20 protein-coding genes and 1 pseudogene are annotated in these 23394 nt (G+C 69.0%); 5 read left to right on the top strand and 16 right to left on the bottom strand.

Annotated features, from left to right (window positions below; all coding sequences use genetic code 11):
• Nucleotides 1-10 precede the first annotated feature (10 nt).
• Both HWX62_RS06540 and HWX62_RS06535 read left to right on the top strand, forming a co-directional pair.
• A complete protein-coding gene (locus HWX62_RS06540; protein WP_175931882.1) occupies nucleotides 11-1306 on the top strand; it encodes an aminotransferase class I/II-fold pyridoxal phosphate-dependent enzyme in 1296 nt (431 codons plus the stop codon).
• A 164-nt stretch (nucleotides 1307-1470) separates the two neighbouring features.
• Nucleotides 1471-2196 carry a hypothetical protein gene (locus tag HWX62_RS06535; protein ID WP_175931883.1) on the top strand — a complete coding sequence of 242 codons (726 nt, stop codon included), beginning with the start codon at nucleotides 1471-1473 and terminating at the stop codon, nucleotides 2194-2196.
• Between the two features lie 22 nt (nucleotides 2197-2218).
• On the opposite strand, the gene HWX62_RS06530 is transcribed toward HWX62_RS06535, so the two are convergent.
• Together HWX62_RS06530 and HWX62_RS06525 are read right to left on the bottom strand one after the other, a co-directional pair.
• Nucleotides 2219-2830 (bottom strand): hypothetical protein, encoded by a 612-nt coding sequence (locus HWX62_RS06530; RefSeq protein ID WP_244135981.1) that lies wholly within the window; start codon nucleotides 2828-2830, stop codon nucleotides 2219-2221.
• A 298-nt stretch (nucleotides 2831-3128) separates the two neighbouring features.
• On the bottom strand, nucleotides 3129-3488 hold the full coding sequence (locus HWX62_RS06525; protein WP_244135980.1) for a hypothetical protein: 360 nt from the start codon (nucleotides 3486-3488) through the stop codon (nucleotides 3129-3131).
• 166 nt (nucleotides 3489-3654) lie between these two features.
• Between HWX62_RS06525 and HWX62_RS06520 the strand changes: the two genes are divergently transcribed.
• Complete coding sequence (locus tag HWX62_RS06520; protein WP_175931884.1) at nucleotides 3655-3942, top strand: DUF4148 domain-containing protein; 288 nt, start codon at nucleotides 3655-3657, stop codon at nucleotides 3940-3942.
• 37 nt (nucleotides 3943-3979) lie between these two features.
• On the opposite strand, the gene HWX62_RS06515 is transcribed toward HWX62_RS06520, so the two are convergent.
• From HWX62_RS06515 to HWX62_RS06465, 11 genes are all read right to left on the bottom strand, one after another.
• A complete protein-coding gene (locus tag HWX62_RS06515) occupies nucleotides 3980-5404 on the bottom strand; it encodes a heavy metal sensor histidine kinase (protein WP_175931885.1) in 1425 nt (474 codons plus the stop codon).
• Nucleotides 5401-6084 carry a heavy metal response regulator transcription factor IrlR gene (irlR, locus tag HWX62_RS06510; protein ID WP_175931886.1) on the bottom strand — a complete coding sequence of 228 codons (684 nt, stop codon included), beginning with the start codon at nucleotides 6082-6084 and terminating at the stop codon, nucleotides 5401-5403. The genes HWX62_RS06515 and irlR overlap by 4 nt, the downstream gene beginning before the upstream one ends.
• Nucleotides 6084-9296: a CusA/CzcA family heavy metal efflux RND transporter gene (locus tag HWX62_RS06505; RefSeq protein ID WP_175931887.1), complete on the bottom strand. Its 3213-nt coding sequence runs from the start codon at nucleotides 9294-9296 to the stop codon at nucleotides 6084-6086. Before HWX62_RS06505 ends, irlR begins: the two co-directional genes overlap by 1 nt.
• On the bottom strand, nucleotides 9289-9432 hold the full coding sequence (locus HWX62_RS06500) for a hypothetical protein (protein ID WP_175931888.1): 144 nt from the start codon (nucleotides 9430-9432) through the stop codon (nucleotides 9289-9291). Before HWX62_RS06500 ends, HWX62_RS06505 begins: the two co-directional genes overlap by 8 nt.
• Nucleotides 9425-10894: an efflux RND transporter periplasmic adaptor subunit gene (locus tag HWX62_RS06495; protein WP_175931889.1), complete on the bottom strand. Its 1470-nt coding sequence runs from the start codon at nucleotides 10892-10894 to the stop codon at nucleotides 9425-9427. The genes HWX62_RS06500 and HWX62_RS06495 overlap by 8 nt, the downstream gene beginning before the upstream one ends.
• Before the next feature lie 26 nt (nucleotides 10895-10920).
• A complete protein-coding gene (locus HWX62_RS06490; protein ID WP_175931890.1) occupies nucleotides 10921-12240 on the bottom strand; it encodes a TolC family protein in 1320 nt (439 codons plus the stop codon).
• Between the two features lie 240 nt (nucleotides 12241-12480).
• Nucleotides 12481-13671: a phosphotransferase gene (locus HWX62_RS06485; protein ID WP_175931891.1), complete on the bottom strand. Its 1191-nt coding sequence runs from the start codon at nucleotides 13669-13671 to the stop codon at nucleotides 12481-12483.
• Nucleotides 13672-13707: 36 nt separating this feature from the next.
• A complete protein-coding gene (pnuC, locus tag HWX62_RS06480; RefSeq protein ID WP_175931892.1) occupies nucleotides 13708-14352 on the bottom strand; it encodes a nicotinamide riboside transporter PnuC in 645 nt (214 codons plus the stop codon).
• A 60-nt stretch (nucleotides 14353-14412) separates the two neighbouring features.
• Nucleotides 14413-16644, bottom strand: coding sequence for a TonB-dependent siderophore receptor (locus HWX62_RS06475; protein WP_175931893.1), 2232 nt, complete (start codon nucleotides 16642-16644; stop codon nucleotides 14413-14415).
• A gap of 591 nt (nucleotides 16645-17235) precedes the next feature.
• Nucleotides 17236-19305, bottom strand: a complete 2070-nt coding sequence (locus tag HWX62_RS06470; protein WP_175931894.1) for a pyridoxamine 5'-phosphate oxidase family protein — start codon at nucleotides 19303-19305, stop codon at nucleotides 17236-17238.
• Between the two features lie 36 nt (nucleotides 19306-19341).
• Nucleotides 19342-19986 carry a glutathione S-transferase gene (locus HWX62_RS06465; RefSeq protein WP_175931895.1) on the bottom strand — a complete coding sequence of 215 codons (645 nt, stop codon included), beginning with the start codon at nucleotides 19984-19986 and terminating at the stop codon, nucleotides 19342-19344.
• Between the two features lie 126 nt (nucleotides 19987-20112).
• On the opposite strand from HWX62_RS06465, the gene HWX62_RS06460 reads away from it, so the two are divergent.
• Nucleotides 20113-21054, top strand: coding sequence for a LysR family transcriptional regulator (locus HWX62_RS06460; protein ID WP_175931896.1), 942 nt, complete (start codon nucleotides 20113-20115; stop codon nucleotides 21052-21054).
• A gap of 30 nt (nucleotides 21055-21084) precedes the next feature.
• On the opposite strand, the gene HWX62_RS06455 is transcribed toward HWX62_RS06460, so the two are convergent.
• The 3 genes from HWX62_RS06455 to HWX62_RS06445 form a co-directional block, all read right to left on the bottom strand.
• The gene (locus HWX62_RS06455; RefSeq protein ID WP_175931897.1) at nucleotides 21085-21414 is read right to left on the bottom strand and encodes a type II toxin-antitoxin system RelE/ParE family toxin; all 330 of its coding nucleotides are present in this window, start codon (nucleotides 21412-21414) and stop codon (nucleotides 21085-21087) included.
• Nucleotides 21411-21683, bottom strand: coding sequence for a type II toxin-antitoxin system Phd/YefM family antitoxin (locus tag HWX62_RS06450; RefSeq protein WP_175931898.1), 273 nt, complete (start codon nucleotides 21681-21683; stop codon nucleotides 21411-21413). Before HWX62_RS06450 ends, HWX62_RS06455 begins: the two co-directional genes overlap by 4 nt.
• Nucleotides 21684-21768: 85 nt before the next feature.
• A complete protein-coding gene (locus HWX62_RS06445; protein WP_175931899.1) occupies nucleotides 21769-22428 on the bottom strand; it encodes a TetR/AcrR family transcriptional regulator in 660 nt (219 codons plus the stop codon).
• Nucleotides 22429-22516: 88 nt separating this feature from the next.
• Here HWX62_RS06445 and HWX62_RS06440 point away from each other — a divergent pair.
• Nucleotides 22517-23362: pseudogene (locus HWX62_RS06440) on the top strand (SDR family NAD(P)-dependent oxidoreductase); the annotation flags it as partial.
• Nucleotides 23363-23394: the final 32 nt, after the last annotated feature.

Genomic DNA, 23394 nt, shown 5'->3' with positions numbered 1-23394 from the left:
CGGAGCACCCATGACCGAACAGGCCAACCCGAACTGGCGCCTCGAAACCATCGCCGTGCACGGCGGTTATCGCCCCGACCCGACCACGCGCGCGGTCGCCGTCCCGATCTACCAGACCGTTGCGTACGCATTCGACGACACGCAGCACGGCGCCGACCTGTTCGACCTGAAGGTCCAGGGCAACATCTACACGCGGATCATGAACCCGACGACGGACGTGCTCGAACAGCGGATCGCCGCGCTCGAGGGCGGCATCGGCGCGCTCGCGCTGGCGTCGGGGCAGGCCGCCGTCACGTACGCGATCCAGACGATCGCCGAGGCCGGCGACAACATCGTGTCCGCGAGTTCGCTGTACGGCGGCACCTACAACCTGTTCGCACACACGCTGCCGCAATACGGAATCGCCACGCGCTTCGCCGATCCGCGCGACCCTGCGTCGTTCGAGCCGCTGATCGACGCGCGCACGAAAGCGATCTTCGCGGAATCGGTCGGCAACCCGCTCGGCAACGTCACCGACATCGCCGCGCTCGCGCAAGTCGCGCATCGCCACGGCATCCCGCTGATCGTCGACAACACGGTGCCGTCGCCGTACCTGCTGCGCCCGTTCGAGCACGGCGCGGACATCGTCGTGCACTCGCTGACGAAGTATCTCGGCGGGCACGGCACGAGCCTCGGCGGCGCGATCGTCGATTCGGGCAAGTTCCCGTGGGCCGAGCACGCGGACCGCTTCAAGCGGCTGAACGAGCCGGACGTCAGCTATCACGGCGTCGTCTATACCGAAGCGTTCGGGCCGGCCGCGTATATCGGCCGCGCCCGCGTGGTGCCGCTGCGCAACATGGGCGCGGCGATCTCGCCGTTCAATGCGTTCCAGATCCTGCAGGGGATCGAGACGCTCGCGCTGCGTGTCGAGCGGATCAGCGACAACGCGCTGAAGATCGCGCGGCATCTCGCGCGCCACGAGCATGTCGAATGGGTGAACTACGCGGGCCTGCCCGATCACCCCGACCATCCGCTCGTCGCGCGCTACCTGTCGGGCCGCGCGCCGGGCATCCTGACGTTCGGCGTGAAGGGCGGCCGCACCGGCGGCGCGAAGTTCCAGGATGCGCTGAAGCTGTTCACGCGGCTCGTGAACATCGGCGATACGAAGTCGCTCGCGACACACCCGGCCTCGACCACGCACCGCCAACTGTCGCCGGCCGAACTCGCGAAGGCCGGCGTGAAGGAGGAAACGGTGCGGCTGTCGATCGGCATCGAGCATATCGACGACCTGCTCGCCGATCTCGACCAGGCGCTCGCGCAACTTTGACCGGAACCGTCGCGCCGGCTGCTTGCCGGTGCGCCCGCATCGAGCCGCTTGACCCTGAAGCGGCTTCAAGGTGTTCAATCTCCGGTTGATGCCGGGGCGACGCCCGGCGCGTACGATCGTGTCACGCAGCTTCCGCTGCGGCACGCCAACCGCCGAGAGACCACATGACACCGACCGCGAAGCTTGCGCTGCTCACGTTACCGCCCGTGCTGGCGGCCTGTTTCGGCGCCCTCGCGGCCGCGTGGCGCGCACCCGGCCCGAAAACGTCGAGCGCGATCCAGCATTTCACCGGCGGCATCGTGTTCGCGGCCGCCGCGCTCGAACTGCTGCCGCAGGACCGCGCGCATGCGCTGTTTCCGGTCGTCGTCGGTTTCGTGCTCGGCATTGCGCTGATGCTGGCGATCCGCGCGCTGTCGGGCGCGATCGAGACGCGCTTCGAGGATGCGCGTTTGCCCATGAGCCTGATCATCGTCACCGCGATCGACCTCGTCGTCGACGGCCTGGTGCTCGGCATCGCCTTTTCCGCGAGCGACGAAAGCGGCATCATCCTGACCGTCGCGCTGACGCTCGAGGTGCTGTTCCTCGCGCTGTCGGTCAGCGCGGCGCTGGCCGCGGCCGGCGTCGGCCGCATGCTGTCGATCGTCGTACCGGTCGCGCTCGCGGCGCTGCTGAGCGTCGCGGCCGTCGCCGGCAATGCGGCGTTCGCCGGGCTGCCGGCGAATGTCTATGCGGCACTTCTCGGGTTGGGCACCGTCGCGCTGCTGTACCTCGTCACCGAGGAACTGCTGGTCGAAGCGCACGAGGTGCCCGAAACGCCGTTCGCGACGGCTTCGTTCTTCATCGGCTTCATCGTGTTCTTCCTGATCGAAGGATCGGTGAAGGCCGGGTAAGCCGCGCGCAACGGCGCGGCGGCTACCAGGTCGTCGCGCCGGCCGGATAGGTGTCGACGATGCGCGTGCCGTTCGCCGGCGGGACGCCCGCGTTGCGCAGCGCGGTCCACAGGTCGATCGCGTGTTCGCGCGACTTGCGGCTGCCATCGTCGGTCAGCACGTTCAGCGCGATCACTGCATCGCGTGTCGTCAGCTGCAGTTGTTCCTTCAGCTTGCTCGACTGATGCGACGCGGTACGGACGTCGCCGAGCACGATCCGTTTCTCCACGACGCTCGACTCGCCGCCGGCAGCCGTCGGCACGAACATCAGCCGGCCGTTGTCGACCTCGCATTGCCCGCGTGCGAACGTCGCGGTCCACGTACCGGCCGGTACGGCAGCAAACTCGCAGCGCATCCGCTCGTTCGCGCGGCGAGCGGCGTCGTGCGCCGGCGCGTGCGACAGCGCACGTTCCGGCCAGCCTGCCGCCCTCGCGGCCGTCGACATCAGGCACGCCGCCAGCACGATCCCTTTCGCGACATTGCGCATCGCACGCTCCTTTCCGTGAGAGAAATCCGCAATCGACCGCACGGCAGCAGCAATGGCGATCATCGAACGCGGAATGTTCATGTTGCGGGCGCCGGGCAGGACTTCCATGACAGACGCCTTCACTTTGATCCCTTCGCGGTGCGGGTTCGTGATCGCTTCATGACGGTTTCGTCACCGTTCACGCATCTTTCGCATTGCAGTACGAATGAAAATCGCCGCCGATTTCCACGCGCATGACAAAAATGTCATGTTCCGGTCAGGTTCGCGATACGTCGTACCGCTACGATCGAAACGGTGACGGGCCTTGCCCGTTCCCATCCACGCAGCGGGTCGTTGCCGCACGGCACGATTACGCATTGGGCCCGGACTCGTCGAGTGCCGGGCTTTTTTTACGCTCGCGCGACGATCACGGCGCGACATTGCGCTGCGGGAACAGGCACGGATGCGTTTTCACATACAGGTTCGGATTGCCGCAGCGATGCCCGGCATAGTCGATCTGCTCGCCCGGCATCAGGTCGGCCGGCACCGGCTTGCGTGCGGCGGCAGGGGTATCGGAACGTGTCGATGTGCAGCCCGCGAACAACGGGACGATCAGGACTGCGATCAAGGCAACGCGAATGACGGGACGATGCAATTTTTGATCCGGAATGAAGGTCTGAACGGCGCCGCCCGCGATCGACGCTGTTGTCGCGGACGGCACGGATTCCGCCGGCGCAGTCGCGCCAACGGCAGACTTCATGTTCCGCCTCCCGCTCATCGCATCCATGACGCGAACATGACGGTTGCGTCATGTCGGTCGCGTCCGCACGGCGCCCCGTCGGCCCGCGCAATCTGACGCATTTTTCATCTCGCGATCACGATCGCGCACGGCTGCTTTCGCATACTGGCTTCATGGTTCGCCACCCGGCGGCCCCGATCAAGGAGAGCATTCGATGAAAACGGCAAAACTCGCAGCATGGTTCATCACCGCCACGCTGTCGCTCGGCATGGCCACGCCGGCCGCGTTCGCGCAAACGCCCACGCAGGGCAAGACACGCACGCAGGTCGTCAACGAACTGAAGCAGGCGCAGCACGACGGCGTCGTGCCGACGAGCAAGACGCAGTATCCGCCGACCGGCGAGATCGTCGCGCGCAACAAGGAACTTCACGGGATCTCGGTGCATGGCGGCGAGAAGAAGCCGCAGACCGACAACCACGACGATCTGACCGCGAAGCAATGATCGCCGGCCGCACGGCCGCAGGCGGCACGCCGCGCTGTCAGGGGCCGATGGCGGCCGGCCGTTGCGGCTCGGCCGGCCGTCGCGGAAAGCGCAGCCAGAAGGTCGTGCGGCGGCCCGGCTCGCTGTCGACGCCGCATTCGCCGCCGTGATTGTCCATGATCGACCGGACGATCGCGAGGCCGAGCCCCGTGCCCGACGCCGAGTTGTGCCGCGACGGATCGACGCGATAGAAGCGCTCGAAAATCCGCCCGACATGCTCGGCGGCAATGCCGGGCCCCGTATCAGACACGGCGATCGTCGTCGCGCCGCCGTGCTCGACACAGTCGATCGTCACGACGCTGCCGCGCGGCGCATAGGCCAGCGCATTCGACAGCAGGTTGCTCAACGCGCGCTGGTACAGCGTCAGATCCGCATCGACCCACGCGTGGCCGTCGATCTTCACGGTGACGCCCTCGTCTTCCGCCAGCGACTCGTAGTAGCCGGCCACCCGCGCCGCCTCCTCCGCCGCATTCAGGCGCCGCACGCCGATCGACGTGCCGGCCTGTTCCGAACGCGCGAGAAACAGCATGTCCTCGATCATCCGCGACAGCCGCTGGTATTCGTCGATGCTCGACTCGATCACGCTCCGGTATTCGTCGGCGCTACGCGGTTGCGACAGCACGACCTGCGCGGCCGCCTGCAGGTTCGTGAGCGGCGTGCGCATGTCGTGCGCGAGGTTCGACGAGAACTGGCTCAGCCGCGTGAACGATTCGTTCAACCGTTCGAGCATTCCGTTGAACGCATGCTCGAGCTCCTTCAGCTCGCCGGACGTATCGAGTTCCGGCAGCGGATGCGCCAGCCGGCTCGTCGACATCTGCTCGGCGCGCGCCGCGAACCGCCGCAGCGGGCTCAGCCCGAGCGCCGCGATGCCGTACGCAATCGCGGCCGCGAGCACCACGCCGAACACCTCGATCACGACGATCGTATAAGCATGCGTGCGCAACAGCAGCACGTCGGCGCTGCGGTCGTACTGCACGGCGACGCGCACCACCGGCGCGCCCGCGCCGGCGAGCGGCACGGTCGTCAGCAGATACTGGTGCCGCGCGCCGGGCGGCGCGACGCGGAACGGCACGCGCCCGGCGTTCATCGACAGCAGCGGCGCATACGGACGGAAGCCGGGCGTGCCGACGAGGCGCGTACCGGCGGCATCGAAGATCGCGAGATCCATGTTCGGATGCCCGTGCAACTGGTCGATCCAGATATCGGTGTTGCGCGCGACGTCGGCCGTCGTGCGCGCCTCGGCCAGATGCGCGCCCAATGCGGCGGAAATGCCGGCCATCTGCTCGGCGGCCGTCGTTTCGACACGGTTGCCGAGCGCTTCGTACAGCGCGACGCCGCTCGACGCGAGAATCACCGACGTGGACAGGACGATCAGCGCGGTCAGCCGGCCGCGCAGCGTCCGCGGCAGCAGGCGCGCGATCATGCGGCCGCGCCGCCGCGCGCCTCGAGCACGTAGCCCATCCCGCGCACCGTGTGGATCAGCTTCGGTTCGTACGCATCGTCGATCTTCGAGCGCAACCGGCGGATCGCCGAATCGACGACGTTCGTGTCGCTGTTGAAGTTCATGTCCCACACCTGCGACGCAATCGTCGCGCGCGGCAGGATCTCGCCTTCGCGGCGCATCAGCAGCCACAGCAGCGCAAACTCCTTCGCGGTCAGCAGGATCGTGTCGCCCTGCCGCGTGGCCTTGCGGCGCGTGAGGTCGAGCTCGAGATCGGCCACGCGCAGCGTGTTCGAATCGCGCGGCTGCCCGCGCCGCAGGATCGACTTGATACGCGCAGTCAGCTCGACGAAGTCGAACGGCTTCGCGAGATAGTCGTCCGCGCCGAGCTCGAGCCCCTTCACGCGATCGCCGACGTCGTCGCGCGCGGTGAGGAACAGCACGGGCGTCGACTTGCCGCGCCGCAGGTTCTGCAGCAGCGTCCAGCCGTCCTGCCCGGGCAGCATCACGTCGAGCACGAGCAGGTCGTACTCCTCGGTTTCGGCCTGGTGCTGGCCCGTGATGCCGTCCTCGACCCAGTCGACGACGTAGCCGGCCTCGGTCAGCCCCTTGCGCAGATACGCGCCCGTCTTCGGTTCATCCTCGACAATCAGAATTCGCATCACGCATTACCCTTGAAGAAACCCAGCCGGCGCAACACGCTCGCACCGACGCCGCCGCGCCACGCCGCGCGCCACGACACCGCGTGGCTGACACGGTACAGCACCGGCAGCACCAGCAGCGTCAGCGCCGTGGACGACAGGATACCGCCGATCACGACCGTCGCGAGCGGACGCTGCACCTCGGCGCCGGTGCCGGTCGCGAACGCCATCGGCAGGAAGCCGAGCGACGCGACCAGCGCGGTCATCAGCACGGGCCGCAGCCGCGTGAGCGCGCCGTCGTGCACCGCGGCGTCGAGCGGCATCCCTTCGTCGCGCAGGTTGCGGATGAACGAGATCATCACGAGACCGTTGAGCACGGCCACGCCGGACAGCGCGATGAAGCCGACCGCCGCCGTGATCGACAGCGGAATCCCGCGCAACCACAGCGACACCACGCCGCCGCTCAGCGCGAACGGAATGCCGGTGAACACCAGCAGCCCGTCCTTCACGTTGTTGAACATCACGAACAGCAGCACGAACACCATGAACAGCGCGAGCGGCACGACGAGCTTCAGGCGCTCGCTCGCGCTTTGCAACTGCTCGAACTGCCCGCCCCACGACACCCAGTACCCGGCCGGCACGCGCACGTCCTGCTGCAACTGCTCGCGCGCATCGGCGACGAACGAGCCGACGTCGCGGCCGCGCACGTTCGCGCTGACGACCACCCGCCGCTTGCCGTCCTCGCGGCTGATCTGGTTCGGGCCCGGCGCCACGTCGATCGTCGCGAGCTCCGCGAGCGGCACGTACGGCGCCGCCGCGAGCGGCGTGCTGGCGCCGGCCGCAGGCGCCGGCAGCGCGATCGGCAGCCGCTTGATCGCCTCGATGTCGGTGCGCAGTTCGTCGGGCAGCCGCACGACGATGTCGAAGCGACGGTCGCCCTGGAACAGCGTGCCGGCCTTCTGCCCGCCGACGGCCGCGGCCACGGAGTCCTGCAGGTCCGCGACGCTCACGCCGTAGCGCGCGAGCTTGTCGCGGTCGACGTTGACGGTCAGCACCGGCAGGCCCGTGGTCTGCTCGACCTTCACCTCGGACGCGCCCGGCACCTTCTGCAACGCGGCCGCGATCTGCTCGCCGGTCCGGTTCAGCACGGCCATGTCGTCGCCGAAGATCTTCACGGCGACGTCGCTGCGCACGCCCGAGATCAGCTCGTTGAAACGCAGCTGGATCGGCTGCGAGAACTCGTATGCATTGCCCGGCAGCCCGGCGAGCGCGTCCTCGATCTCGCGCACGAGCTGCTCGCGCGGCTTCTTCGGGTCGGGCCACGTGTCGGCCGGCTTCAGCATGATGTAGCCGTCCGACAGGTTCGGCGGCATCGGGTCGGCCGCGATCTCGGCCGTACCGGTACGGGCGAACACGCGCTCGATCTCGGGGAAGCGCGCCTTCAGCGTCTTCTCGATCGACTTCTGCATCTCGACCGACTGCGACAGGCTCGTGCCGGGAATCCGGAGCGCGGACACGGCCAGATCGCCCTCGTTCAGGCTCGGGATGAATTCGCTGCCGAGCCGCGTCGCGAGCCCGAGCGTGACCAGCACGATCGCACCCGCGCCGATCATCACGCGCGCCGGGCGGGTCATGAACGCGGCGAGCACCGGTTCGTACGCGCGCCGCGCCCAGCCCATCAGCCGGTTCTCCTTCTCCTCGACCCGCGCGCCGATGAACAACGCGACGGCCGCCGGAATGAACGTGACGGTCAGCACCATCGCGGCGGCGAGCGCCATCACGACGGTCGTCGCCATCGGGTGGAACATCTTGCCTTCGACGCCGGTCAGCGCAAAGATCGGCAGGTACACGACCATGATGATCAGTTGCCCGAAGATCAGCGCGCGACGCGCCTCCTGCGACGCGCCGAATACCTCGGCGAAGCGCTCGTCTCGCGTGAGCGGCCGCCCGGCCGCCGACTGCGCATGCGCGAGCCGGCGCACGCAGTTCTCGACGATCACCACCGCGCCGTCGACGATGATCCCGAAGTCGAGCGCGCCGAGGCTCATCAGGTTCGCGCTCACCTTCGCGTTGACCATGCCGGTGAAGGTCATCAGCATCGACAGCGGAATCACGAGCGCGGTGATCAGCGCCGCGCGAATGTTGCCGAGGAACAGGAACAGCACGGCGATCACGAGCACCGCGCCTTCGAGCAGGTTCTTCTTCACCGTCGCGACGGCCTTCTCGACGAGCACCGTCCGGTCGTACACCGGAATCGCCTTCACGCCGGCCGGCAACGTGCGGTTCACGTCCTCCATCTTCGCGGCGACGGCCTTCGACACCGTTCGGCTGTTCTCGCCCATCAGCATGAACACCGTGCCGAGCACGACTTCCTCGCCGTTCGACGTCGCGGCGCCGGTGCGCAGTTCGCGGCCGATGTCGACCACGCCGACGTCCTTCATCCGCACCGGCACGCCGCCGACATTGGTGAGCACGATGTTCGCGATATCGTCGACGTTGCGCGCCTGCCCCGGCACGCGCACCAGATACTGCTCGCCGCGCTTTTCGATGTAGCCGGCGCCGACGTTGTCGTTGTTGCGCTCCAGCGCGCGCACGACGTCCGCCAGCGTCAGCCCGTACGACATCAGCTTCGCCGGATTCGGCGCGACGCGGTACTCCTTCACGTAGCCGCCGATCGAGTTGACCTCGGTCACGCCGCGCACGTTGCGCAGCTGCGGCCGCACGACCCAGTCCTGCAGCTCGCGCAGGTCGGCCGCCGTATAGCGCGTGCCGTCGGGCTTGCGTGCGCGGGCATCGGCTTCGACGGTCCACAGGTAGATTTCGCCGAGGCCCGTCGACGTCGGCCCCATCGCGGGCGCGATGCCGGCCGGCAGCTTGTCCTTCGCTTCCTGGATACGCTCGTTCACGAGCTGGCGCGCGAAGTAGATGTCGGTGCCGTCCTTGAAGATCACGGTGACCTGCGACAGCCCGTAGCGCGAGATCGAGCGCGTCTGCTCGAGCCCCGGCAGCCCGGCCATCACGGTCTCGACCGGATAGGTGATGCGCTGCTCGGCCTCGAGCGGCGAATAGCCGGGCGCGGACGTGTTGATCTGCACCTGCACGTTGGTGATGTCGGGCACCGCGTCGATCGGCAGCCGCTGGTAGCTGAACACGCCCAGCGCGGCCACGGCCGCGATCGCCAGCATCACGAGCCAGCGGTGCGCAATCGCGAAGCGGATCAGGCGCTCAAACATGTCGGGGTTCCTTGAAGCGGGGCACGGTCGCCCGCACCGGGCGGGCCGCGCGGCCCGTCACCCGGCGGACCGGAAAGCGGGCCGCATAGCGGGCTGCCAGTCGCGCCACGGCGCGCACGTATTGCTGCTCATTCATGTTCCGCACTCCCCTTGCCGAGCTCCGCCTTCAGCACGAAGCTGTTCGATGCCGCGTATTCCTGGCCGGGCTTGAGCCCCTTCAGCACTTCGGTCGCGCGTTCGTCGCGCCGCCCCGTTTCGACGGCCTGCGCGACGAAGCCCTTCGGCGAGCGCACGAACACCGACGGCGCGCCGTCGACGTCCTGCAGCGCATCACTCGCGACCGCGAGCGGCACGTCCTGCCTGCCCGCGTCGACCGACACGTTCACGAACATGCCCGGGCGCCACACGCGGTCCGGGTTCGGCAGCACGACGCGCGCCGGCGCCGTGCGCGTCTGCTCGCCGAGCAACGACCCCACGTACGCGATCGGGCCGCTCGAGCGCGATTCGAACGCGGTGGCCATCACCGTTGCGTCGCGACCGACGCGCACGTCGTTGAGCCGTTGCGCCGGCACCGCCATCTCGGCCCAGACGGTCGACAGGTCGGAGATCACGAACATGCTCGCATCGGCGGCAATCGCCTCGCCGGGCGTCGCATGCTTCTCGACGATCGTGCCCGCGAACGGCGCGCGCAGTTCATACCGGTTCAGCGCGCCCGCGCCGACCGGTGCATTCAGCGCGGCGAGCTTCTGCCGCGCGTTCTGTACGGCGATCTCGGCCTCGCGCAACTGCACCTGCGCCTGCTGATAATCCTGCTCGGCCGAAATGCGTTCCTGCCACAGCGTGCGTTCGCGCTCGTAGGTTGCGCGCGCCCCCGACAGCCGGCGCTCGGCGGTCAGCAGTTCGCTGCGGCGGTCGGCCAGATCGGTGCTCGCGATCACCGCGAGCACCTGCCCCTTCGCGACGTTCTGCCCGAGCGACACCGATACCTGCTCGACGATGCCCGCCACGCGCGGCACCACGTGCGCGGTGCGATCCTCGTTGAACTTGATTTCGCCGGGAAGCTGGAACGGCGTCGCGATCTGCGCAGGGCCGGCTTTCGCGAGCGCGATCTTCGACGTCGCCAGTTGCGCGTCGGTCAGCGCGATCGCGCCGTCGGCGCGCGCGAACGGGAACGACGCGGCGTCGTTGCCGGCCTTCACGTCGATCGTCGCATCGAACACGTGCGGCTTCGCGATCGACTGCGCGGACACGAACTTCGGGCCGGCCGCGTCGAACCGCAACGGTTCATGCGTGCGGTCGTACCGCACGAGCGTGCCGGACACGGTCACGCCCTTGTCCACCGGCTTGCCGTCGACGAACGGATAGACGACGAGCCGCGCGTCGCCGGGCTTCTCCGTCATCACGATCTCGACGGCGAGCTTGCCGCGCTTCACCACGACACCGCCGCGCGCGCCGGCACCCTCGGCCGGCTGCGCGGCGTCGGCGGCCGTCGGCATCGATGCGCTGCTGCCGCCCCGCGTAACGGCGAGCGCGCCGATCACGATCCCTGCGCCGCCGAGCGCGGCCGCCGCGATAACGAAGATTCTGCTGCGTGACATGATGATCCTTCAGGTAAGAGAGGCGCTCATTGCGCGACGGCCGCGAGCGGCGTGCCGATGAGCCGGCCGATATCGGCGCGGGCCGTATGGGCATCGGCGAGGGCACGCACGTATTGCGACTGCCCCTGGAACAGCGTGCGCTGCGCGTCGAGCACGTCGAGGAAGCTGAACTTGCCGAGTTCGTAGCCGCGCGACATCGCATCGAGCGCGAGACGCGCAGCCGGCAGGATGTCGGATTTCAGCCGCTGCGCTTCCTGCTCGGCCGCCTCGAAATCCGCGTACGCCTGCGTCAGCGCCAGCCGCAGGCGCGTGCGTTCGCGATCGAGATCGGCGTTCGCGCGCTCGGCCTTGTGCGTCGCCTCGAGCAGCGCGCCCTTGTTGCTGTTGAACAGCGGAATCGGGATCGACACGCCGACGACGGCCTGGTTATCGGACACGCCGCCGGTCGTCACGCGCTTCACGCCCGCGCTGACAGTCACGTCCGGAATACGCCGCGCGCGCTCCAGCGACACGGCCGCGTTCGAGCGCAGCATCTCGGCGCGCGCGGCCCGCGCGAGCGGCGCGTCGTCGAGCCGCGCGGCCAGCGCGGACAGCGGCGCGACCGGCGGCACGGTTTCCAGGTCGCCGCGCACCGCGAGCCGGCCGTCGCGCGCTTCGCCCATCACCGCGTTCAGCTTCTCGCGTGCGACTTCGACACGGCCGCGCGCGGTCACGACTTCGATCCGCACACCGGCCGCCGCGACCTGCGCCTTGGTCGCCTCGACCGGCGACACCTTGCCGGCCTGCGCGCGGCGGCCCGCGAGATCCGCCGAGCGCGCGGCGATCGCGGCCGATTCCTCGGTCACCTGAAGCTGGCGCTGCGCGGCGAGCAACCCGTAGAACGCGGCGATCACGTCGGCGCGCACGGCCGCGCCCTGCTCGTCGAGCGATGCGCTCGCCGCCTCGCGGCCGTACGACGCGACGTCGAGCCGTGCGCGGCGCTTGCCGCCGAGTTCGATGGTCTGGTTGATCAGCGCGGTCGATGTGCGTTCGGCGCGGCTGAAGCCTTCCTGCAGGAACGACACTTCGGGGTTGGGGCGTGCGCCGGCCTGCATCAGTGCGCCGGCCGACGCATCGACGTCGGCACGCGCGCCGCGCAGCGCCGGATTGTTCCGGGCCGCGACCGCGAGCGCATCGGCAAGCGTCAACGACGACGCAGGCAGCGGATCGGATGGCGGTGCGCCGATCGGCGCGCTCGCGGCGGCGCCCGCGGAGGCCTGGGTCGGCCCCGGCGCCAGCGGCGGCTGCGCGCGAGCCGTCGCGGCCATCGCGAAAACGATGGCCACGGCGAGGTTGAGCTTGAGCATGTTCGGTTCTGCGATAACGGTTCGCGACCGATGCTACGGACAGGCCGCAGTGCGAACATGAGGCGAAGATGATATTTCCGTCATGTTGGGCGCAGCAGCACGCAGGCGTGCGGCGCCCTGCGGGAACGGCATGCCGCGCCGAAGATCAAGCGGAAGGTTGAATGTGCAGTGCGGTGGCCGCGCGGAAGACTGCAGATCGTCGAGGAATCGGCACGCGTGCGCGGCAGGCCCGCGCGCGGATCAGGCGCGCCCTTGCTTTGCCCGCCGCCGCTGCAAGAGCCAGCCGAGCAATTGCCGCCCGTCACGTTCCCCGAACCACCGCGCGTGCCCGATCAGGTAGCCGTCGTACGCGATGTCGACGATCGCCGGCGCATCGATGATGCAGCCGAAATACGCGACTTCCGACAGCGCGAACTCCGTATGCACGATCGGCAGCAGCGCGACCAGCGCCGCATACGCGTCGTCGCTCAGCGGTTCGAGCGATTCGTAGCCGTCGAGCAGCGCGTCGATCTGCTCGTATTCGATGCGCCGCGCATCGGCCGGCGCCATCCAGTCGACCGTATTGCGCTCGATCGCGAGCGCGAGGTCCATCACCGCGCAGGTGCGGTCCGACAAGCCGAAATCGAGCACGGTGCGCACCTGTGCGCCGGGCCCCGCATCCGTCCACAGCAGGTTCGACGCATGCCAGTCGCCATGCGTCCACAGCGGCGGCAACGTGGGCAGCAACGGCACGAGACGCGCGTGATACGGGCCGATCGCGTCGGCCACGTCGCCACGCCAGTCGCGCGAGCCGAGCGCGCGCACGAGCAGCGGCTGCGCATCGACCCAGCGTTCGAGCGCCCCTGCCAGATCGGTGGACGACAGCACGCGAAAACTCGACAGCAGCGTGCGCACGGGCCGCGCGGGCGCATCGTAGCCGGCCGACGCGCGATGCAGCTCGGCCAGCGCGCGGCCGGCCGCATACGCATGCGAAGGATGCGTGAACGGCTGCCACGACATCACGCCGCGATACGGATCGACGCCGGGTGCGAGCACGTGCACTTCGTACGTCCACTCGCCGAACGCGAACGCGGTCGCACCGTTGCGATCGGCCAGCACGTCCACCACCGGCATCCCGCGCTCGCGCAGATGCGCGATGAAACGATGCTCTTCCTCGAGCCCCGCGACATCGCGCAGGCTCGCGTGATGCCGCTTGACGAACAACCCGCGGCCGTCCGCCATCCGCACGAGCACGGCAGCCGCGAACTGCCGCGGGCTGTGCCACGTCAGCCGCACGGGCTCGCCCGCGCCGTCGATCCGCGCAAGCACGGCCACCACCTCGTCGTGCGTGATCAGCGGCCAGTCGCGTTCGGCCTGCTCGCCGTCCACGCCGAATTGCGGCGGCGCCACGTCGCGCGACAGGGGCCCGTCGGGCTCGAGGGGGAATGACATGAACGACGTTGCTCCGTAGTTGTATCCGCGCGCGGATCAGCGCGCGCCGCCACCCGATGCGAGCGGGCCGCCGGCGGCCGCGCGCAATGCGGCGGCCGTGCGGCTCCAGTCGCGCCAGCCGACGACCGCCAGCCCGATGAACAGCGCATAGAGGCCGGCCGTCAGATACAGTTCCTTGAACACGAACATCCCGACGTACACGACGTTCACGACGATCCACAGCCCCCAGGACGCGATGTAACGCCGCGCGGTCCAGTATTGCGCGACGAGGCTGAATGCGGTCAGCGACGCATCGACGAACGGCAGCGCCGCGTCGGTCCAGCGCGCCATCATGCCGCCGAGCAGCGCGCTGCCGATGACCGCCGCGATCAGGTCGGGCAGCATCTTGAGCGGCCGCACGCCGGTGACGGGCGCGACATCGCCGGCCGGCGCCGCCTCGCCGTCGGTGCCGCTGCCGGCCTCGCTCGCGCGCTGCGCGAGCCAGCGCTGCCAGCCGTACACCTGCAGCACCGCGAACGCGCCCTGCAGCAGCATGTCCGAGTACAGCTTCGCCTCGAAGAAGATCCAGCCGTACAGCGCAACCGACGCGAGGCCGACTGGCCAGCACAGCATGCGCCGCTTCGCGGTCAGCCAGATCGCGAGCGCGCTGACGATCACGCCGGCGATTTCGAGTGGGGACATCGTCTGTGCTCTCCTGGTGGGCTGCCGGGAGCCGCGCGTCACGCGGCCGCCTCCGGTCGATCAGAAATCATAGGTCAACGATACACGCGCGGTGCGCGGCGCACCCGGGAACAGGTACGCATCGCCCTGCTGTTCGCCTGCGTCGCGCCAGTAGAACTTGTTGAACAGATTGTCCACCGACACGCGCAACACCGTGCGATGGCCGCCGATCTTCGTCGTATAACGCGCACCGAGATTGAACACGAACCACGACGGCACGCGCGCGGTGCCTTCCTCGTTCGCGTTGCGCGCCGCGCTGTACTCGACGCCGCCGAGCACGTTCAGGCCCGCGACACCCGGCACCGCGTAGTCCGCGTACAGCGACGCGCGCAGCGCGGGCACGTTGATGATCTGGTGCCCTTCGTAGGCCGGCGAGCCCGAATCGTATGCACGGGCGCGAATCGCCGCGACGCTGGCCGTGAGCCCCAGCCGGTCGGTCACGCGGCCGGCCGCGCCGAGCTCGATTCCCTGGTGCCGCTGCGTGCCGCGCTGCACGAACGTGTAGGACGTACCGGACGCATCCGGATCGGCGAACTGGAACGGCTTGCTGATCGAGAACACGGCGGCCGTGAGGCTCAACCGGTCGAGCCAGTCGTATTTCGCGCCGACCTCGATCTGGTGCGATTCGACGGGCGGCAGAAACGCATACGCGTTGGTCGCGCGCACGGGCGCCTGATCGCCGAGCGACAGCGCCTTGCTGTACGACGCATACAGCGACAGCACGTTCACCGGCTTGTAGACGAGCGCGACCTGCGGCAGGAACACCGAGCGGTCGGTATGCGTCGCGTCGCCGTCGAGGCTGCTCCAGCTGCGCTGGCGCAGCAGCACTTCCTTGCCGCCCGCGAGCACCTGCCAGTGCTCGCCGAGGCTGATGCGGTCGAGCCCGAACACGCCGTACTGCCAAGCGTCGAGGCGCGGATACGACGGCCCGGGCGAATTCGGCGACGGCGGGAAGGTCAGGTCGGGCCCGTAGATATTCTCGCTGCCGACGTAGTCGTACACGGCGTCGGCCATGTGCACGACGCGGCGCTGCACGCTCACGCCGAGCGTCAGCTCGTGCCGCAGCGGGCCCGTCGCGAACTTGCCGGTCGCGACCGCGCGCAGATCGTCGTTGCGCCGGTATTCGCCGGGGCTGCGGAAGTCGTACACGTCGTAGTCGCCATTCGCACCGAAGAAGAACGGCGAGGTCGCGCCGGCTGCACAGCTCGCCGCGTAATAGCAGCCGTACGCGAACGCGCTGTTGTCGTCGATCATCGTGCGGCTGCGGCCGGCGGCGACGTAGGCCTTCCAGTCGTCGTTGAACTGGTAGTCGAAACGCGCGTTCAGGTTCAGCGCATCGGTCGTCACCGGTTTCGCCCACGGTTGCGTGCCGAGCGCCTTCGACGTCGTCTTGACCGACGGCACGACGGTGCCGCCGAGCAACTGGTAGCCGGGCGCGGAACGCTGGATCCACTGCTGGAATTCGGCATTGAGCTGCAGGCTCGCGCGCGGGCCGATGTCCCAGTCGGCGGCGATCGAGCCGAACGTGCGCCGCCCGTTCGTGCCGTCGATATAGGAGTGCATGTTCTCCTTGGCCGCATTGATCCGGAACCCGAACTGATGGTCGGGGCCGAAGCGGCGACCGAGATCGACGGCCGCCGACGTCGAGCCGCGGCTGTCGACGCCGCCCGTCACGCTCGCGACGTTCGCGGAGCGCTTGGTCACGAAGTTGATCACGCCGCCCGGCGCGACGACGCCGGCGTCGATGCCCGCGAGCCCCTTCAGGATCTCGACGCGTTCCTTGTTCTCGAGCGGCACGTTCTGCTCGCCGGACACCGTCAGCCCGTCGATCCGGATCGCGCTCGCGAGATCGACCGGAAAGCCGCGGATCGCGAAGCCTTCGAAATAGCCGACCGGTGCATAGTCGTTGACGACCGACGCATCGTTGCGCACGACGTCGCTCAGCCGCTTTGCCTGCTGATCGTCGATCAGCGCGCGCGTGATGACGTTCACCGACGCCGGCGTGTCGTGCAGCGGCGCGTCGTCGAGCCCCGCGACCGATGCTTCGCGCGCCCGCAACGGGTGGCCGCGCTCGCCGCTCACCGTGATCGCGGGCAGCGTCGCGCTGCCGGTCGCGTCGGCGCCCGATGCGGGCGTGTCACCCTGGGCCGCGACAGCCTGCGCCGCGAAAAGCGTGACGCCGAGACCCACACCGAGCCCGACCTTCGGGCGCCGCCGCCGTGCGGGCGCCGCTGTTGTTCTATTCACCGTCATTGTTCTGGATGGAAAACTTGCCACTCGACCCTGTCGAAACCGGAAACCCGCCATGAAGCTGCGAAGCGTGCGCCCGCCAGCACCGCCGCGCCCGTCGACGCACGCGTGCGTCGACACGATATTCATCGGACGAACCGGACCGGGCGGCGTGCAAGCGGGCCGGCCGGTCGGAACAACGCAGGATGGGACATCGGATTCGGATGACGCGCCGGAACCGACGCAGCCGCCGACAGGTTCGTCGACGGCGGGTCGGATGGCCGGCTGCATTGCGCGGTCGTGTCATGCGGGGAACGCTTCGAACGCCCCGGTGCGGGCGGCAGGCACTGGCGCCGGCCGTTCGTCGGAACGGCGGCCTGCCCGGCGCGCGACATCGCGGCGTGGCGCGCATTTTACCCCGGGGCGGGTGAACGGCCGCGGAATCCGGCGGAACGGGAGACGGGGCGAGGCGGGAACGCGGACATCGGGGCCGATGGGATCCTTTCATCGAATCGGTTGACGCTATCGTCGATCCTGGCGGCATCCGAAAAAAAGAAGCCTTTGCGCGCGCTTTTCGCGCGGCAGGCGATCCGCGGCGGCACGTCGCAACGCGCATCAGCAGTCGAGCACGAGCGGCTCCGTGGCCCCTTGCGCGGGCCGTGCGACGCACAGCAGCGCGCAGCCGGGTTCGACCGGCGCATCGGGCGTCTGCGCGTAGTCGACCGCGCCGGACAGCACGCGCGTCGCGCACGTGCCGCACGAACCGGCGCGGCACTCGGACGGCACGGCCACGCGCTGCCCTTCGGCGAATTCGAGCAGCGTGCCGTCGGCGGGCGTCCACGCGGCGTCGCGCCCCGTACGCCGGAACATCACCGGCACGCTCGCCGCCGCGGGCGTGGCAGCCGCACGGGTCGCACTGCGCGAGACGCTCGACGGCCCGAACGCCTCGAAACGAATGCGCTCGTCCGGCACGTTCAACGCGCGCAGTCCGTCGTACAGGTCGCGCATGAACGCCGCCGGCCCGCACAGGTAGAAATCGTAATCGTCGAACGACAGGAGCCGCTTCAGTTGCCCGACGTCGATGCGGCCTGCCCGCGCGGCCGAGCCTTCGTCGGGACGACTGTCGAACCAGTGAAGCGACACGCGTGCATCGACGGCCGCGATGCGCGCCAGTTCGGCGGCAAACGGCCGGTCGGCCGCTTCGCGCGCGCCGTGCACGAACAAGATGCGGCGCGACGGCGTGCCGTCGGCGAGGGCGCGGCGCAGCATCGCGACCATCGGCGTGATGCCGATGCCGGCCGACACGAGCACGGCCGGGCGCGGGCTCGCGAGGTCGAACGTAAAGCGGCCGCGCGGCATCTGCGCATCGAGCGTCATGCCGGCCTGCGCGTGATCGTGCAGCCACGCCGATACGCGCCCTTCGCGCTTCACGGTGATCCGGTAATGCGCGCCGCCCGGCGCGTCGGACAGCGTGTAGCTGCGGATCGTCGGTGCGTCGCGGTCCGGCAGCGCGAGGCGCAGCGTCAGGTGCTGTCCGGCTTCGTACGCCGGCAATGCGCGGCCATCCGCCGGTTCGAAATGGAACGACCGGATCGCGCGCGCTTCGTCGACGATCCTCGCGATGCGCAGCGATCGCCATGCGGGCGCCGCCGCAGGCGCAGCCGCGGACGGCGCCGCTCCGACCGATGCCACTGCCGCGCCTGACGTCGATGCCGACGCCATCGCCGAGAACTGCGGCGCACGCTCGACCGCCGACCAACGAAACGGCAGCACCGCGCGCATGCGCCGCACTTCCCGCACATGAAAGCGCACGACGCGCTGCGCGCCGTCGAACGACGCGACGACCGGCCCGTCCCACACGATCTCCGCGTGCGCGGCGACATACAGCAAATCGCCGCCGTCGAAATCGATGAACAGCAGCCCCGCACGCGGATCGTGCTGCAGGTTGCCGAGCGTGTTGAAGAACCGGTTGCCGCTGAAATCGGGCGTCGTCAGCGTGCGCGCATCGTCGACGCGCACGAAGCCCGGCATCCCGCCGCGATGCGACACGTCCGCGCCGCGCGCCGCGCCCGCCTCCGCCGACGTGTTCGCGCTCGCGACGAAGAACGTGTCGGCCTGCGCGAGCAGCGCGCGATCCGCATCGTTCAGCGCGTCCGCCACGTCGGGCACGGCGGCGGCCTCGACGTCGCGCGCGACGAAGGTCGGCTTGCGGCCCTGGATGTATTTCGCGCAGTTGCCGAAGCTCTGCTCGACCGCGATCGTCAACGCATCGCCGTCGACCGCGCGCACGACGCCGTTCACGCGATTGCGCCGCCGCGTATCGAATTCGATCCCGAGCCCGCCGAGCGGTGCGCCCGCCTGCCACGCGCCGGCCAGCGGATCGCCCGGCAGCGCGCGCGCCGCGATGCGCAGCGTGCGCGCGTCCGGCGACGTGACGAAACCCGGCTCGCCGACGCGCAGCGTCGCCCACGGCTGGCCGTGCGCATCGACGCCGCCGAGCACGAAGAACGGCAGTTGCGCGAAAAACGTCCGGTGCTGGTCCGGCATGAAGCGCCGGATCCCGCGCCGGCCGGCCGCGCTCGCTGCGTCGGTCACGCCTGCGCGCTGCTGCACGGCAAGCTCGCCCGCATGAAACGGCGCGGTATCGAGTTCCCAACCCGGTACGACGGCGGTCGGCGCGTTCATCGCGTTCTCCCTGGATAGCGGCGGTGGCGAGGGGCGTTACGCGGCGAGCAGACCCGCGCGCGTCGTCGGCATCGCGACGAAGCCCGGCAACGCCTCGATCCGCGTGAGCCATGCGCGCACGTGCGGATACGGTTCGAGCGACACGCCGCCTTCCGGCGCGTGCGCGATGTACGTGTACGCGGCGATGTCCGCGATCGTCGGCTGCGCGCCGGCCGCGAACGGCTTGCCGGCCAGCTCACGATCGATCACGTCGAGCACCTTCGCGGCCGTGCGCTTGGCCGCGTCCGAGTCGAGTTGCGCGCCGAACACCGTCACGAGCCGCGCGGCGGCCGGACCGGACGCGATCGGGCCGGCCGCGTACGACAGCCAGCGCTGCACCACGGCCGCGCCGACCGGATCGTCCGGCAGCCAGTGTGCGTCGCCGTAGCGCTTCGCGAGGTACACGAGGATCGCGTTCGAATCGGCGATCACGGTGCCGCCGTCGTCGATCACCGGCACTTGCCCGAGCGGATTCAACGCGAGAAACGCCGGTTCGCGCTGCGCGCCGGCCGCGAGATCGACGTCGATGGTCTTCGACGGCAGACCGAGCAGCGACAGGAACAACCGCACGCGGTGCGCGTGCCCGGACAGCAGGAACGAATAGACGCGGATCGGCGAGGCAGGCTTGCTGGCGGCAGACATGGAAACACTCCGGAATCTCGCGCCGCCGGGGATCGGCGACGAACGGCTCCAGCGTAGCGCTCGCCGTTCGTCGCCAGAAGACGGATAATCGCGGAAACATTCTCCGCTTTCATAGGACAATCGACGATGGCCGATCTGCGCGACGTGAACCTGAACCGGCTGGCGATCTTCGTCGCGGTGGTCGAGGCCGGCTCGCTGACGGCCGCGGCCGAGCGGCTCGGTCTCGCGAAGACGGTCGTCAGCACGCACATGCAGCGCCTCGAATCCGAGGTCGGCGCGAACCTGCTGGTGCGCACGACGCGGCGGCTGAGCGTGACCGATGCCGGACGCGTGTTCTACGACGCGTGCCGCGACATCGTGCGCGCCACCGAAGCTGCGCTCGACGCGGTATCGTCCGACGCCGGGCCGCTGCGCGGCACGCTGCGCGTGAGCGTGCCGATCGACTATGGCGCGCTGGTCGTCGCGCCGGCCGTCGTCGCGCTGCGCGACCGGCATCCGGCGCTGGCCGTCGAACTCGTCGCGAACGACCGCGTCGTCGATCTCGTCGCGGACAACCTCGACGTCGCGATCCGCATCGGCCGCCTCGCCGATTCGAACTATCGCGCGGTGCAGCTCGGCACCTACGAGAAATGGCTGGTCGCGAGCCCGGCGTTCGTCGCGCGGCACGGGCTGCCGCGCGATCCGGATGCGCTCGCCGCGCTGCCGTTCGTGATGCTGTCGTCGCTGCCGCGCCCGCATACGCTCGAACTCGATCACGCGCGGGGCGGTCACGCATCGGTGCGCTGTGTCGCGCCGGTCGTGTCGAACACCGCGACCGCGTGCCGCGCGATCGTGCTCGCGGGCGGCGGCTTCGGATTGCTGACGGATTTCTCGACCGCGGACGACGTCGCGGCCGGCCGGCTCGTGCGGCTATTGCCGGGATGGCACACGGCGCCGGCCGGGATTCACGCGGTGTATCCGTCGACGCGGCTGCCGTCGCCGAAAGTGCGGGCGTTCATCGACGCGATGAAGGCGAGGCTGGGGGAAATTCCGATAGCGCCCACGACAAGACGCTCACGTTCGAAGTAGCGAAAAAACGAAGAAGCGCGGGGGCGGCGTTCAATACGCCTGCATCAGCCGTCTCATGAGCAACGACTTCAGATCCCTGCGCGTATCGCACACGATATGCACATGGATCGTGTCGCCGCGCACGTCGTAAATGAGGCGATTCATTCCGGCAACGACTTCGCGATACTGAGTGAGGTTGATATGCGCAAGCTCGTCCGGAACCCTGCCCTGAGCCGGAAAAACACGAATCGATGCGATGGCGTCCTTGATCTGGCCATAGCTGGCCTGCCAGGTTTCCGAGCCGAAGTTCGACAGGAGATAACGCTTCAACGCTTTCAGATCTTCTTCCGCCGAGCGAAGAACGACAACGCGCAACGTCATTGAGCGTCGTCCTTGTCGAGGTCGGCGAAGACATCCTCGACGGGACGGAAGTGACCCTGGTCGATCTCGCGATTGCCAAGCGCAAGCAGCTTCAGCAGCGCGAGGGTCTCTTCATGCTCCTCGTACGACTTGACGTCCATGACGACGAGCTTCGCCTCGCCGTTCTGGGTGATGAGCATGGGCTCGCGGCTCTCCGAGATGTCCTTGACGATCTCGGCCGCGTGGCTCTTGAGATAGCTGATCGGCTTGACTTGAGTCGAGAATTTCATGGAATACGTCCTTTGCGGGACATCGGATGAGACCGATTATAGTCTGAATTCAGTCTCGCACCAGGCACGGATAGCCGACCGCTCCTTACCCGCCCGCGTCCCCCAACGTCCCCAGCAACACCTTCCTGCAACTCGCGATCATCTGCGCCTCCGGATCGCGATAGTCGGTCAGCAGCCACGCCGCGCCGACGTTCGTCATCGCGCCCACCAGCGCGAGCCCGATCAGCCGCTGCTCGGTGCGCTCCGCCGGCGTCACGGCCTCGCGCGGCGCGCCGATCGCCATGATCAGCTTGCCGAAGTCGATCAGCATGCGCTGGTACGTCATGTCGGTATCGGCGCTCACGCCCATCACTTCGAGCAGCAGCACCCGCGCCGCGCACGGGTCGCGCAGGAACGCGAAGAACGCGGCGAGCCCGGCATCGACACGCTCGCGCAGATCGCCGCCGCGCGCGGCGACCGCCTGCGCGACCGCGTCATGCAGCTGCTGCGCGTGATGCAAATAGGTGCAGCGCAACAGATCCTCGGTGCTGTCGAACGCCGCGTAGAAATAGCGGTCGTTCAGCTTCGCCTCCTGGCAGATCGACCGCACGGTCGCCTTGCGAAAACCCACCGTGCCGAACACGCGCGTCGCCGCGCGGATCAACGCGTCGCGCCGCTCGGCGGCCCGTACCTCGGGCGCCACGCCGCCATACGACCGGCCCCTTTTTTCCGTTTCGAGTGCTTTCTCCATTCCGCTATTTGACATCAGGACACCCGAAAACTAAAGTGGTGACGAACAACACCACAATAGATGCGCCGCCAGTACAGCGCAAGCGGAACGGGAGGGACGACGGATGAAGGGATTTTCCGGCAAGGTCGCCGCGATCACGGGCGCCGGTTCGGGCATGGGCCGCAGCCTCGCGGTCGAGCTGGCGCGGCGTGGTTGCGAGATCGCGCTCGCCGACGTCAACGAAGCCGGGCTCGCCACGACGGCGGCCGTCTGCGCGCAGCACGGCGTGCACGTGAGCACGCGCCGGCTCGATGTCGCCGACCGCGACGCGGTGTTCGCGTGGGCCGATTTCGTTCGCGCCGAGCACGGCAAGGTCAATCTGATCTTCAACAATGCGGGCGTGTCGCTCGCGGCCAGCGCCGAAACCGCGCGTCTTGCCGATCTCGAGTGGATCGTCGGCATCAATTTCTGGGGCGTCGTGCATGGCACACAGGCGTTCCTGCCGCATCTGCGCGCGTCGGGCGACGGGCACGTCGTCAACACGTCCAGCCTGTTCGGGCTCGTCGCGATGCCGACGCAAAGCGCGTACAACGCGACCAAGTTCGCGGTGCGCGGTTTCACCGAGGCGCTGCGGATGGAACTCGAACTCGACGGCGCGCCGGTGAGCGCGACCTGCGTGCATCCGGGCGGCGTCGCGACGAACATCGTCGACGCGGGCCGCGTCGACGCCGGCATCCATGCGCTGACGGGCCAGGACGAAGCGACCCATCGCCGCCAGGCCAACCGCCTGATCAACGCGACGACGGCCGACGAGGCCGCGCGGCAGATCCTCGCGGGTGTCGAGCGCAATGCGCGCCGCGTGCTGGTCGGCACCGACGCGCGCCGGCTCGACCGGATCGCGCGCGTGCTCGGCGCCGGTTACCAGTGGCTGATGGTGCGCCACGTGCGCCGCGCCCGCGCCCGCAACCTCGAACGCGCGCACGCGCCGACCGCGCGCCCCCC

Source organism: Burkholderia sp. BCC0506 (assembly GCF_902833145.1).
GTDB lineage: Bacteria > Pseudomonadota > Gammaproteobacteria > Burkholderiales > Burkholderiaceae > Burkholderia.
This window is presented reverse-complemented; position numbering and strand designations above follow the sequence as displayed.